We start from the raw sequence: 13,991 nt of genomic DNA on the forward strand, positions 1-13,991 counted from the left end.
CTTGTAAGCTCTGAATATAAGAGCGACTATGAGGGAGTGATGGAATTGAGCATCTTCGACGCTAAGGCACGCGTGTGGGAGGAAACCGTGCAGATCCCCACGTATGGAATTGGCAAACCCGACAAAAATCCAATGTTTCTGGAGAAACGTGTCTACCAGGGAAGTTCCGGTCGAGTGTACCCGCATCCGGTAATTGATAAAATTGAGGATGAGAAGAAACTTGAAAATTACCAAATTGTTTTTCTGGAAAATAAATACTTGCGCATTGAGATCATGCCAGAGCTGGGAGGCCGCATTTATCGTGCGGTCGACAAGACCAACGGTTACGATTTTGTTTATTATAACAGGGTCATCAAACCAGCGCTTGTGGGCTTATTGGGGCCGTGGATATCTGGAGGCATTGAGTTCAACTGGCCTCAGCATCACCGTCCCAACACTTACGGACCCGTTGAATACAAGTTGGAAGAACATGAGGACGGAAGCGCAACGGTATGGGTGAGCGAAATTGATCGTATATTCGGCACGAAAGTAACAGCTGGATTTACACTCCAACCGGACAAAGCATACCTTAAAGTTGGGGCCCAGCTATACAACCGGACTGCCGAGCCTCAAACGTTTCTATGGTGGGCCAATCCAGCCGTAGCGGTACATGAGCACACACAATCTGTTTTTCCTCCAGACGTATCAGCCGTGTTCGACCATGGAAAGCGAGATGTATCCCGTTTCCCGATCGCTACAGGCACTTATTATAAAATGGATTATTCTGAAGGCGTAGATATCTCCCGATACAAAAATATTCCTGTCCCCACTTCATATATGGCCTATAAATCGGATTACAATTTCATAGGTGGTTACGACCATATGAAACAAGCCGGGCTTTTGCATGTGGCTAACCATCACATCTCTCCCGGAAAAAAGCAATGGACATGGGGAAATGGCGAATTCGGCCAAGCATGGGACCGGAATCTAACAGACGAAGACGGCCCCTACATCGAGTTGATGACGGGGGTATATACCGATAACCAACCAGATTTCACTTGGCTTCAGCCGTATGAAGAAAAATCGTTCTCGCAGTATTTTATGCCTTACAAACATATTGGTATTGTCAAAAACGCTTCAATTGACGCAGCCGTTAATTTGGAATTAAATCGCAGCGAAGGGACAGCACAGATTGGAGTCTATGTAACTTCGTCATTTCGTGACGCTGTTGTGGAATTAAGTAGTCAGCGGAAAGTTTATATCCAAGAAACCTTAGATCTGACACCTAATAAGGCCTTTATGCAGAAGACAGTTATTTTGGCTGAGGATGAGGATTATGAACTATGCTTAACCGTCAAAGACGCGACCGGAAGGGAGTTGATTAGCTATCAGCCGAAGAAAAAGGAAGTTGAACAGATGCCGGCTGCTGCCGCCCCCCTGCCAGAACCGGAGGAATTAAGAACGAACGAAGAATTATATTTAGCAGGACAACACTTGGAGCAATACCGTCATGCTACCTTTGAACCCGAGGCGTATTATCTTGAGGGCCTGAAAAGAGATAAAAATGACAGCCGCATAAATGTGGCATATGGTACGTTGCTTCTTCGTAGAGGGTTGTATTCAGAAAGTGAAGAGTGCTTTCGTAAAGCTATCTCGCGGGTAACCTGGCGTAACTCTAATCCCTATGACGGTGAGGCCTACTACCAGCTTGGCTTGTCGCTAAAATACCAAGAGCGGATGGATGAGGCGTTCGCTGCATTTTATAAATCAGTATGGAGTGCAGCATGGCAAGACAGCGGGTATTTCTCACTGGCACAGATTGCGACAGAAAAAGGGAACTATGAAGAAGCGTTGGAGCTGGTGGAGCGTTCGATAATCCGAAATGCTCGCAACTACAAAGCACGCAACCTGAAGTCGGCTATTCTTCGTAAGCTTGGCAGCTACGAAGCGGCAATAGCCTATTCCAAGGAAACAATTAAGCTCGATATCGCCGATTTTGGAGCTTACCGTGAGCAAGCATTATCATTAGAGGCTCTCGGGTTACGAGATGATGCTAAAACGGTCTTCGAAGAGCTGGAAAAATGGATGCGTGGAGATGTGCATAATTATATAGCAGTAGCATCGGACTATGCAGCGGCGGGACTCTATGAGGATGCAGTATGTGTGTTGGAAGAAGCTCCAGAGCAGGCGAAAACATACCCTATGCTGTATTACGTTCAGGCCTTCTGCTATGCTAAAATCGGCAAGTATGAGCAGGCGAATAATGCTCTCGCGCAGGCCGCAGTTGCAGTTCCCGACTACTGCTTTCCTAACAGTCTGTTGGAGTTGGATGTGTTACAATTTGCAATTCGAACGAGACCGGGGGATGGAAAGGCGCATTATTACTTAGGTAATTTACTCTATGACAAGAAACGGCATCGGGATGCCATTTCCAGCTGGGAAACGTCTCGTTCCATTGACGATACTTACCCCGTTGTTCACCGTAATCTTGCTCTTGGATATTTTAACAAACAAGGCCAAGTAAAGAAGGCTCGCCATTCGTTAGAGCAGGCCTTTGCGTGCAATACTTCAGACGCGCGTGTTCTTTATGAGCTTGACCAGCTGTATAAGAAGCTGAACATCAAGCCCAACGACAGATTGAACCTAATGGAGAGTTATCCGGGAATCATAAAGCTTCGCGATGATCTGTTTTTGGAATATGTAACCGTTCACAATACGATGAAGCAGCATAAAATAGCGTTGTCCTTGCTGACAGGGAGAATATTTCATCCATGGGAAGGCGGAGAGGGGAAGGTAACTGGACAGTATAGGCTTGCCAAGGTAGAGCTTGCGAAGTCCGACCTGAGGTCTGGGCAGATTGAGCAGGCTGTAAAAGGGCTGCGGGAGGCTTTAGTGTATCCAGAGAATCTTGGCGAAGGTAAGCTAGAGGGTTCCCGAGATAACGATATCTACTATTATTTGGGCTGCGCGTATGAGCTATTGAAATTAACAGATGAGGCAAGGCAGGCTTTTTCCACGGCCTCTCAAGGACAGGGGGAACCCATTAACGCCATGTATTATAACGATCAACAGCCGGATATGATATTTTACCAAGGATTGGCCTGGCAGAAACTTGGTTATGCGAAGGAAGGCAATCGTCGATTCAACAAGCTCATTGATTACGCCGAAAGGCACTTGTTTGAACCCGTGAAAATGGATTATTTTGCGGTTTCGTTACCCGACTTTCTCATCTTTGAAGATGACCTGAATAATCGTAATCAGGTTCATTGTACTTATATGAAAGCACTTGGTTTGCTTGGATTAGGACGACAGGACGAAGCTATCTTGCATTTTGAATCGGTGCTTAAGCTGGAAGCTAACCATCAAGGAGCATTGAACCATATGGACTGGAGCTGGGAGGGGAAATCAAATGAGTAATCTCATGAGAAATGTACCGCGCAAATTGACGATCACCATGTGGGACTTTTCTTGGTATACAATGACGCAAGAAGGTGAGCCCTACAGCGATCTTGAAGCCCGTTTTAAAGAAGCGGTCGAAAGAGGGTACAATACGATCCGAATATGTGCTATGCCATTCATGTTGTTTACAGCGGATGGCAAACGTCCTGGACCCTTGGAGTTTGCTAACCTTGGGGAAGTAGGTCAGCGTACGCGTTGGTATAACTGTCGTGGCGGCGCAGTGCTGGACGGGCATGCTCATTTACTTGAACTGTTTAAACAAGCAAAGGCTCATAACTGTTACATTATGTTATCCTCTTGGGAATATCAGCAGAGTCCCAGCTTTCTGGCTCATGCTGAGCTTAGAGATGAATTAGCTGCAATACCTCCTAAGGAGAGATTCATGGCCATTGCAAAATCAATGGATCAGTTGATCCGTTTCGTCACAGCAGAAGGCTATAGGAACCAGATCATCTATACAGAGTTGCATAACGAAGTGGAATTTGGGCAGTTAAACGCTGTTGGGACGTCTGAAGGCATAGCCGAAACGAATGTACCAGCGCTTATTGAAGCCATGCAGCCCTATGTAGAAGAAGCGATTGAATATCTTCGCCAATGTCATCCCGATATTATGATGACGGCAAGCTATACGTTAAATGAAGCCTACCCTAAAGCTTACGTCGCGCGCAATATGCAGGTTGCCCATTTTCATCTTTATATTAAAGGGGTGCTCAATGAGCTTATGGAAGCGGCAGGGCTTTATGATGAGTTGGCGCCGTTCCCCAATCCATTCGTACAATCCCTATTAAGAGAAGATGCTCCTCCATTTGCAAAGTGGACCCTGCCTCCGGAGCAGAATTGGCGGATGGAAGGCAATCCAGTCGGCATGAGGCTTATTTATTTACACGACTGGGTAGATCCCGACCAATGGGATTTATTTTTGTACGATCGGTATGGAGACCATAAAATTGCCATGTTGCAGAAGGCCGACACCCGTTTGGAAGAGATTTATGAATGGACTCGTCATTCCGGAATTCCAATAGTCATAGGAGAAGGTTATGTAGGCTACACGCCGCTGTATGCCCAATTTGAAGAAGGCCCAGTCGGCAAATTTATCGCTGAATATGTGTTGCGAAAAGGAATGGCACTTGGATTCTGGGGAATGACCCTCTGTTCTAACTGTGCTCCCCATCATCCATTCTGGGATGATATCGCTTGGCAGCGCAAATGGAATCAATTTATCCTGAATTCAGATTAACGAGTGAGGGGAGTGAACTCCATGAGAAACTATCGAGTTACAGTCAAAGACGATCAAAAGCATATTGTTAAAGGACATATCAAACTTGGCGGCACCAATCCCAAAGGAGAGGAAATCGGATTCACCAACTATTTTATGGAGAAGGACGGAGAGCCCTTTTTCGGTATTTGTGGTGAATTCCATTATGCCCGTTATGATGAACGCTATTGGGAAGACGAAATTATTAAAATAAAAATGGGCGGCGTAAACATCATTGCCACTTATATTTTTTGGAACCTACATGAAGAAGTTGAAGGTATTTTTGATTGGAGTGGGAACAAAAATCTTCGTCGTTTCATCGAGTTGTGCGGCAAGCATCAGGTATACTCCATGATTCGGATCGGACCCTTTGATCATGGGGAAATTCGAAACGGCGGTATGCCGGATTGGTTATTCGGTCGACCATTTGAGGTTCGTTCTAATGATGAGGGGTATCTGTTCTATACAAGAAGAATGTATAACGAAATCGGTACCCAGGTTAAAGGGTTGTTATATAAGGAGGGGGGGCCAATTATCGGCACCCAAATCGAAAATGAACATAATCATTCATCTGCCCAGTGGGCCTTGACTGTAGGAATTAATGATATGTGGTTAAACAGTGGAAGTGACGGCAACTCGCATATGTTAAAACTTAAAGAAATAGCTCTGGAAGCAGGGATTGATACTCCGATCTATACGTGCACAGGATGGGGAGGAGCGACAACTCCTGTACCTGATATGCTGCCATTATGGGGCGGGTATGCCTATTGGCCATGGATATACTACGAAGAGGGACGGTTGGAGGGGATGAACGAGCATCCTGCGACACCGGAATACATTTTCCGAGACAAGCATAATAACAAGATTCCAAAGAGCTACAATTTTGAGCCTCAATACGCGCCTGAAGACTATCCGTACGCTTGCTGTGAAATGGGTGGCGGCATGGTTCAGTTTTATAAATATCGATTCGCATTTCCCTACCGCAGTGTTCCAGCGATGACTGTCATGAAGGTTGCAGAAGGCTGTAACCTGATCGGATACTACATGTATCATGGGGGTTCCAATCCTCGAGGTAAGGTTAACCCGTTCACAAATGATCTAGCCACTCCTAAAATATCCTATGATTTCAACGCTATGATCGGCGAATTCGGCCAAGTAAGGGAATCATACCAAAGAACAAAGCTGCAGCATTACTTTTTTTCAACGTTCCAAAAGCAATTCTCACTAACAAAGACAATTCTGCCAGGGGATACGTCCCAGATGGACCCTTATGATGTGGATACGTTACGATATGCAGTGCGATCTAGTGCCGGATCGGGTTACCTGTTTCTAAATAATTTTCAAGACCATGTCGAAAATTACGACCTGTGCGATTTTAATGTGAGTATTGAGCTACCCGAGGAAACAATTGTAATCCCTAGCCAAGGTGAACTGACGTTAGGACGTGATAGTTTTGCCATATTGCCATTTAACTTCAATTTAGATGGAATGAAGCTCAAATATGCTACGGCACAGCTGATAACAAGGATAGAAGAGGATGGAGAAGCATATTATTTTTTCTTTGTACCAGAGGGTATGAAAGGAACGTATGTAATGGAGTCAAAAGATATAATCAGTGCCACAATCGACAAAGGTTCGATAGAGCAATTGGATGGGAACACGATCATTAAGGTTGCTGAAGAGGAGGATAGTCTCATCCATCTGGTATCTGAAAGTGGTCAAAAAGTTGCCATCTATACGATGACTGATGAGCAAAGTCTTACATTTTGGAAGGTAAACATGCAAGGCCGGGACAGAGTCATTTTGACAAATGCCAATCTACTTGTATCTGAGGGCGATCTAAGGCTGGAATCAACGGACCAAGAAATGGTAACCCTGAGTGTATTCCCGGATTTTGACGCCTCATTCACATCGATTTCCGGTGGAGAACTGCTTGAAATAACAGAAAACAATGTATTCAAAACATATCGTTTAAAGGCTCCTGAGAAAGAAATTCATTTCAATTTGAAAAGGATAAATAACGATAAATTTACCCTTGATTTCGAATTAGATGCCTTTCACGGAATCAAGGAAGCTCTGCTGCGTATCCGTTATACTGGAGATATCGGTTATGCTTTTATTGATGGCGAACTGATCAACGATAATTTCTGCAACCATACGACCTGGGAAATAGGTTTGAAAGCATTTGAGCATCGGCTCATCGAGCAAGGGTTGTACGTATATGTTTCTTCCATTCGAAAAGGTAAGGTTCTCAATAGCAATACGACCATGGCTGGCTGGAAAGAGACGACAAAGGAAAGTATTGTAGATATCGGTTCGGTTAGCCTTGTGCCTGTATATGAAATCAAAATCACCATATAACCCAGAAGGTTACATGGTGATTCCTTTCCAGACTAATTTCACATAAAGTAAGGGGCCAGTGAATACATGAGTATTTTTTATTTTCTTAATGTGTTTTTAGTAGATACCGGCTTTTTTCGATGTTTGTTTGATCCCGTTGCTTCCGTTAACTACAGTTTTTCCCCAATCCGTCAGATTGCCATTAGGTCCTGTTACAAGATCAAGATAGGAAAGGTTGGAACTATTACCATACCAGGACCAAGCTAACCATCCTATCCCTTTGGATTGGCCATATCTCATGATTTCTGTCTCGTCGACGTCTGCTCCCTGGTGGTAACCGCCAAATTCACCAATAATCAGAGGAAGTCCTTGATTCAGAACGTTATCAATATTGGTTCGAACAGTTTGAACATCTTTACCCGCGAACTCATACATATGGATGGAGAATACCGTATTCTTCAAAGAATCAGCTGCAAATACAGATTTACCAAAGTCATTGATAGACTGAGGATATTGTCCCCATCCGGCACAATCGACGATGAGCGTATTTTTGATACCTGCGTTTCTCAACTTGGGAATCGCTTGCTTGTATCCATCAGCCCAACCACTTCCATTCCAAGAACCATACCATTCGTTCGCAATGTTTACGATAACCCGGTCTTCCTTGCCGATCAGAGCATCCTTTATGCTAATCCAGTAGTTCACAGCTGCATCCAAAGACGCATAGTCGTCTTTGCCTGTAGCGTCATGAACTTCAAGCACAGCAATCATTTTGTAACTCGTGACTAGAGAGATAATATTTTTCACGGAATTAATGTCATCCTTGGTGTACTGGTTTCCGTTAGAAAGGACAATTCGGACGGTATTAGCACCTGTCTGGGCAATTGCCGGGATAGCTGTATAAAGATCATTTTTGTACCATGTGTGAGCATGATTGACGCCTCTCATAACAAATGGCTTGCCTGTAGAATCATACAATTTGGTACCGCTTACATAAAAACCTGAAGCAGCTTCTACCTTGGAGAAAACTCCTCCTAAACCAATCATGATGAGCAAGCCGACCAGTCCAGACAATAATGCTTTTCTTAACAATACCTTCATTTTTGTTCCTCCCTAAATATATTATTCAACTTCCTGCTATACAGAGATGAGGTAGGTATGTAAGTGTGTAAATAGCAGTAAGCTAAACACAAATTAATCGTTTTCAATTTGGAGAAAAGTTATTTTTTGTTATTCTATCATTTGAGTTTTTGTTATTCAATTGATTTTTTTAGTTATTTTTTGTGTTTTCTAATCATAAACACATAGATTTATTATTTAAGTGAGATTTTCTATGGTATCATTGTATTTATTGCTTATATTTGTTTGAAATTTAGTTTATTTCAATAAAACTAACCTAACTTTTTTGCTTTAATATATCTGATTTATGTAGATAAACCTAACGTTGTACTTGGCTAATTATCTTGAACAAAGGCGAGATCTAATCGGACAGCAATACCTAAGCTTCACCGCGATATTAAATTATAGTATGATATTCTTGTGAAAAATTTTACCAGAGTGAATAGGGGCAAGCTGATGAGAAAACCAATCATTGCAGTCGATATGGACGATACCATCTGTCATCTCGTCAAACGAGCCATATACCATAACAATAGTGAATTTCCCACTCATCCGCTTCGGTATGAAGAAATGTTAGATTGGAACACCGATCATCTACGTCATCCCAAAAGCACGCATGATGTATTTTATGGGCGACCGGGTTTGTTTGAGGAACTTGAACTGTATGACGAGTATGTTGTAGAAGAGATGGAGAAGCTTTGCAATGCTTTTGATGTCATTATTGTGACAGCGGCAGAACCCAAGACCGTCGTAGAGAAATGGAACTGGCTTCAAAGACATATGCCATTCATTCCGATTGAGAACTTTTTCCCATGTAAACGAAAGAACCTGATTAACTATGATCTCCTGATTGATGATGGTCCTCATAATTTAGTGCCTGCGCTAGAGGAGGGGAAAAAGGTGCTTTGCATTCCTCATCCATGGAATCTGAGAGTAAGAGAGCAATATGAGTTCCCCGTCATGACATCCTGGCAAGGAGCAAAAGAACGAATCGACTCCATTTTAGGAGTTCTGTATAAATAATAGAACCATTCGTAAAACAGCTGGCTCCTTTGGAACTGGCTATTTTGCTAGAAAGAATAGCACTTATGATTGAAATAAAATGGTACAATTGATATGCATTATCCATGAGGAGGGAACGTGTATGACCATGACTATGGGTCAGATTGTGAATCATCTGACCAAGGGAATAAGCATACCCAACACCACCGTAGATCTGCTGGACCCAGGATATATAGATACTGAGGTGCAAGGAATTGTAACCGCTTTCTCAGCTTCGCAGTATGTGATAGAACAAGCTATTTCTCTAGGTGCAAATTTTATCATTACGCATGAAGGCATCTTTTATAGTCATCAGAGAATGCATGAATGTTTACTATATGATCCTGTTTTTTTGCAAAAATCTCGCCTCATTGCCGATGCAGGTATAGGCATTTATCGGTTTCATGACGCCATACATCGTTATCAACCGGATGGAGTGATGGTTGGGCTTCTTCAGGCGCTTAGCTGGCACAACTACATTGTGAAACAGCAGCCGACGGCCGCCATTTTGACTATTCCGGCTATGGAGGTTAAGGAGATCGCTGAATATATCAAAGCCAAACTACATATTCGTTATGTACGGGTGGCTGGCGAGGTTTCCATGCCATGTGAACGAGTGGGAATCTCAGTAGGATACAGGGGAGGTGGTGAACTAGCCATTCCATTATTTCTAAATGAAAATGTGGATTTAGTCATTGCCGGTGAGGGCCCAGAATGGGAAACACCAGAATATGTTAAAGATGCTGTCTATCAAGGGCAAAGTAAAGCACTTATCATGCTGGGACATGCTGAAAGTGAAGCACCTGGGATGAAGTATCTCGCAGATGTACTTTCCGCCCAATTTCCAATGCTCCCCGTACACTTTATAGAAGATCGCCCGGTGTTTCAAATATTGTAATGAGAACACGTCTTTTGTGATGGTCATCCCGCACTGTTGTTATATCCGTTCATCCACTTTATGAAATGGAGGCAAGATGATGGGAAGCAGAGTGATTATGCCATTCAAAATAGATTGGAAATTTATAGAAGGTAATTATGCAGGTGCTGAGAAAATGGACTACAACGATGAGCATTGGCGACTCCTTCAAGTCCCTCATGATTGGAGCATTGAAAAGTCCTTTGATCCGCATATGCTGTATGGTGGCAATCAAGCTTATTTGCCGAGATGGTCTGTCGGGTGGTACAGAAAGCATTTTAATGTGAAGCCCTCCTCTCCAAAACAGCGCGTATACATACAATTTGATGGCATTCACAGTAACAGTGAGGTTTGGATCAATGGGCATTTTGTGGGCAAGCGACCCTATGGATATGTTAGCTTTCAATATGATTTGACTCCATATATTCGGTGGGATGAGGAGAATGTGATTGCCGTCAAAGTGGACAATACGATTCTTTCACCTGATAGATGGTATTCGGGGGCCGGTATTTATCGTAATGTTTGGCTGATTTGTACGGATTATATTCATATAACCGAATGGGGGACTTACATTACCACACCTGAAATTTCGCCAGATGAAGCCAAGGTGACTGCCAGAATCCAGGTCACTAATCATCACGCGCATGCCGTAGAGTGTACGATTATGACTGAAATGCTGGACCCACAGGGACAGATCAAAGGAAAAGTGGAAAACCGAGTAACTCTTTCGGGCTGTGAAACGGGGGAAATAGAGCAAAAAGCGCGAGTTTTAGAGCCAGAACTATGGTCACCGGACAACCCACTGCTCTACGAAGCTCAGACGACGATCTATTGCGACAATACAGAGGTGGATCGTTATTGCACCCCTTTTGGTATAAGAGAAATGAAGCTGGATACACAAAAAGGTTTATTGCTGAACGGAAGCAACTTAAAGCTAAAGGGAGTGTGCATTCACCATGATTTAGGCTGTCTGGGGGCTGCTTACCATGATACAGCCATGAAGAGAAGGCTGCAGAGGCTGAAAGAAATGGGCTGTAACTCAATTCGTTTTGCTCATAACCCGATGGCGCCCGAATTATTAGATTTATGTGATCAGATGGGGTTCTTGGTGGTTGATGAAGCTTTTGACAAATGGAAGTCTCTTTTCTATGAGCATTTGTATGATGAGTGGTGGGAAAAAGATCTGGAAGCAATGTTGCTCAGGGACAGGAACCATCCCAGTGTTTTCATGTGGAGCGTTGGGAATGAAGTGGAAAACCAAGGTCAGCCATCCATGCTCAAAATGTTGGAGCAGCTCGTGGGTTTCTGCCATGAAAAAGACCCAACCCGACCGGTTACATGTGCGCTTGAGCCGCATAATACACCGATCAGCTTGCGTGAGGGTTCGATTGAGGCCAAAGTGGAGCATACCAAACAGCTGGCACAACGAGTGGATGTTCTGGGGGTAAACTATCAGGAGCAGTGGTATGAGCACTATAGAGCGGCCATGCCGGATACGCTTATCTTTGGAACAGAAACATTCCCATACTATCGGGGTAAGGATAACCGGGTTAAAGGTTATTTGCCTATGAATCCCTGGTTTGATGTCGCTAATCATGATTATGTGATCGGTCAATTTGTTTGGAGTGGAATTGACTATTTGGGAGAAACGAGCTATCCCTCCAAAGGGTGGTCTTCGGGTCTGATTGATACTTGCGGATTCCGCAAACCAGTATCTTATCTCCAACAAAGTTTATGGTCTGATCAGCCTATTGTGCACATAGCCGCATTTAACGAACATATGAAATCGGAATTTAATCCGACATGGACGATGCACTGGAAATCTCCGGCTATGGAAGATCACTGGACATTTCCTGAATACGGTGGAAAATTGATACGGTTGGTTACTTTCACTAATTGTGAGAGTGTGGAATTGATCGTGAATGATGAATCATACGGTGAGAGGAAGCTAGTGGATTACCCTAATCATCTAATCCTATGGGAGCTTCCCTATACACCGGGCAAAATCCGGGCTGTGGGTCGTAATGGAAACGAGAAGGTTTGTGAGCATGAACTGACCACTGCCGGGGCTCCTTATGCTCTAAAGTTGGAGGCCGATCGGACGGTTCTACCTGCTGATGGGCATGAGATATCTCATGTGGAAGTAACCGTCATAGACCCAAACGGGACCATTGTACCTAACCAGGATTTTGATGTAACCTTTAAACTGCATGGTGATGGTCGTATCCTTGGAATAGACAATGGTGATCTCACCAGCGATGAATCCTTCAAGGGGAATGAGAGACGAACACACAGGGGAAGGTGTCTCGTTGTTATACAATCCGGTTATGTGGCTGGTGAGTTGTTGCTTCAGGCGTCAGCAGATGGAGGGTTGCTGGGAGAAACCAGACTGAAAATAGAAGAAGAATCCAAAAGACAATTCAAGGCTGATTCAGTATAGAGCTTGTATGGTTTAACTAATAAGGTCTGAACAGGTGGTGAATGCTTATGCCCTACCTGCTCAGGCCCTTTTTAATATGTTTACAACTGACAGTCAATAGCCATCTATGACTATAATTCTCTTTTTGACAAATAGTTTGGATACGAATAGAATGACTAATTATAATATAACTTATTAAAAGATTAATAAAAAGTGGTGATAAGGAGATAAGTAAATGCCAGTAGAACCCTCCATGAATCCCAGGGTAATTCGTAACATTTTATTTTTGTTATTCGCTTTACCGGGTGTAGCTTTTGCTTCCTGGGTGTCTCGAACGCCTATTATCCGGGATATTTTACATGTCTCGACTGCCGAAATGGGAATTATAATTTTTGGCTTAGCCGCAGGTTCTTTAGTGGGACTACTTAGTGCAGGCAATATGATTTCTCGTATAGGTGGACGGGCGGTCATTTTGGTAAGTGCGATTTTGATTGTGATCGGTTTTGTCATTGTAGGGTTGGGAACTGCATTTTCGCTCACGAGCATCGTGTTTGCTGGTTTAGTCATCTTTGGAGGTGGCTATGGGACAGCAGAAGTAGCTCTTAATGTCGAAGGTTCTGCGGTAGAAAATCAATTGCAAAAAACGCTTTTGCCCGCTTTTCACGGTTCATTTAGTATGGGTACACTTGTAGGTGCGATCATTGGCTCTGGAGCAGCGGCGCTACATATACCTGTTGTGGTCCATTTTGGAGCTATGGCTATCATGATTGCAGCGGTAACCTTCTATTTTTATCGTTTTCTGCCCCACGATACAGGTATAGAGAAAGAAGTTTCTACTCAAAAGGTCGGATCTAATCTCAAGGCGCAGCTTGCTGTATGGAAAGAAAGACGGATTTTATTAATCGGTATCATCGTGTTAGGTATGGCGTTTGCAGAAGGGTCTGCGAATGACTGGTTGCCACTAGCGATGGTAGATGGTTATGGCGTGGATTCTTTAACAGGCTCTTATATGTATGGACTATTTGTGGCAGCGATGACCATTGGACGTTTTACTGGCGGATTCATACTGGATAAATACGGCCGTGTCCCTGTGTTGAAAGGGAGTGCTGTCCTGGCTGCTATCGGTATCATTCTAGTGATCTGGGGACAGCATTACCTCATGGCCGGACTGGGCGTCGTATTATGGGGGTTTGGAGCCTCACTTGGTTTTCCTGTGGGCTTATCTGCTGCCGGAGACGATCCTCGTGGTGCAGCTATCCGGGTTGGAGCCGTAGCCACGATCGGTTACATTGCCTTTTTAGTAGGCCCTCCAAGCTTAGGGTTTTTAGGTGAACATGTTGGACTTCTACATGCCTTGATTGTAGTGCTTGTTGGCGTTATTGTTGCTGGCTTGATATCGGGCGCAGCCCAACCTATTGGGATGAAAGAAAAAAATCAGATTAAAATATAAAGGGGATTGTCCC

The 13,991-nt window shown here is 43.8% G+C and carries 8 protein-coding genes; 7 read left to right on the forward strand and 1 reads right to left on the reverse strand.

All coding sequences use genetic code 11. The features are described from left to right. Positions 1–39 precede the first annotated feature (39 nt). From NSS66_RS17290 to NSS66_RS17300, 3 genes are read left to right on the forward strand one after another with little or no spacing between them, the layout of a single operon-like run. Complete coding sequence (locus NSS66_RS17290) at positions 40–3,396, forward strand: DUF5107 domain-containing protein (protein WP_340859100.1); 3,357 nt, start codon at positions 40–42, stop codon at positions 3,394–3,396. Continuing rightward, positions 3,389–4,675 (forward strand): cellulase-like family protein, encoded by a 1,287-nt coding sequence (locus tag NSS66_RS17295; protein ID WP_076265239.1) that lies wholly within the window; start codon positions 3,389–3,391, stop codon positions 4,673–4,675. The genes NSS66_RS17290 and NSS66_RS17295 overlap by 8 nt, the downstream gene beginning before the upstream one ends. A 21-nt stretch (positions 4,676–4,696) precedes the next feature. Then, complete coding sequence (locus tag NSS66_RS17300) at positions 4,697–7,054, forward strand: beta-galactosidase (protein ID WP_338533203.1); 2,358 nt, start codon at positions 4,697–4,699, stop codon at positions 7,052–7,054. 96 nt (positions 7,055–7,150) lie between these two features. Here the strand turns inward: NSS66_RS17300 and NSS66_RS17305 are convergent, their stop codons facing one another. Beyond that, complete coding sequence (locus NSS66_RS17305) at positions 7,151–8,134, reverse strand: glycoside hydrolase family 5 protein (RefSeq protein WP_071559348.1); 984 nt, start codon at positions 8,132–8,134, stop codon at positions 7,151–7,153. Between the two features lie 474 nt (positions 8,135–8,608). Between NSS66_RS17305 and NSS66_RS17310 the strand changes: the two genes are divergently transcribed. The 4 genes from NSS66_RS17310 (at position 8,609) to NSS66_RS17325 (ending at position 13,978) form a co-directional block, all read left to right on the forward strand. After that, positions 8,609–9,175: a 5' nucleotidase, NT5C type gene (locus NSS66_RS17310; protein WP_069079794.1), complete on the forward strand. Its 567-nt coding sequence runs from the start codon at positions 8,609–8,611 to the stop codon at positions 9,173–9,175. Positions 9,176–9,296: 121 nt separating this feature from the next. Then, positions 9,297–10,091 carry a Nif3-like dinuclear metal center hexameric protein gene (locus NSS66_RS17315; RefSeq protein WP_340959449.1) on the forward strand — a complete coding sequence of 265 codons (795 nt, stop codon included), beginning with the start codon at positions 9,297–9,299 and terminating at the stop codon, positions 10,089–10,091. Between the two features lie 79 nt (positions 10,092–10,170). Then, on the forward strand, positions 10,171–12,549 hold the full coding sequence (locus NSS66_RS17320) for a glycoside hydrolase family 2 TIM barrel-domain containing protein (RefSeq protein ID WP_319640940.1): 2,379 nt from the start codon (positions 10,171–10,173) through the stop codon (positions 12,547–12,549). 214 nt (positions 12,550–12,763) lie between these two features. Then, on the forward strand, positions 12,764–13,978 hold the full coding sequence (locus tag NSS66_RS17325) for an MFS transporter (protein WP_445671359.1): 1,215 nt from the start codon (positions 12,764–12,766) through the stop codon (positions 13,976–13,978). Positions 13,979–13,991 lie beyond the last annotated feature (13 nt).

It is taken from the genome of Paenibacillus sp. FSL R10-2748 (assembly GCF_038005565.1).
Lineage (GTDB): Bacteria > Bacillota > Bacilli > Paenibacillales > Paenibacillaceae > Paenibacillus > Paenibacillus polymyxa_B.

Excerpts from the sequence above, each read along its gene's own strand:
- NSS66_RS17290 (WP_340859100.1), top strand. The coding sequence starts at position 40 with ATGGAATTGAGCATCTTCGACGCTAAGGCACGCGTGTGGGAGGAAACC.
- NSS66_RS17295 (WP_076265239.1), top strand. The coding sequence starts at position 3,389 with ATGAGTAATCTCATGAGAAATGTACCGCGCAAATTGACGATCACCATG.
- NSS66_RS17300 (WP_338533203.1), top strand. The coding sequence starts at position 4,697 with ATGAGAAACTATCGAGTTACAGTCAAAGACGATCAAAAGCATATTGTT.
- NSS66_RS17305 (WP_071559348.1), bottom strand. The coding sequence starts at position 8,134 with ATGAAGGTATTGTTAAGAAAAGCATTATTGTCTGGACTGGTCGGCTTG.
- NSS66_RS17310 (WP_069079794.1), top strand. The coding sequence starts at position 8,609 with ATGAGAAAACCAATCATTGCAGTCGATATGGACGATACCATCTGTCAT.
- NSS66_RS17315 (WP_340959449.1), top strand. The coding sequence starts at position 9,297 with ATGACCATGACTATGGGTCAGATTGTGAATCATCTGACCAAGGGAATA.
- NSS66_RS17320 (WP_319640940.1), top strand. The coding sequence starts at position 10,171 with ATGGGAAGCAGAGTGATTATGCCATTCAAAATAGATTGGAAATTTATA.
- NSS66_RS17325 (WP_445671359.1), top strand. The coding sequence starts at position 12,764 with ATGCCAGTAGAACCCTCCATGAATCCCAGGGTAATTCGTAACATTTTA.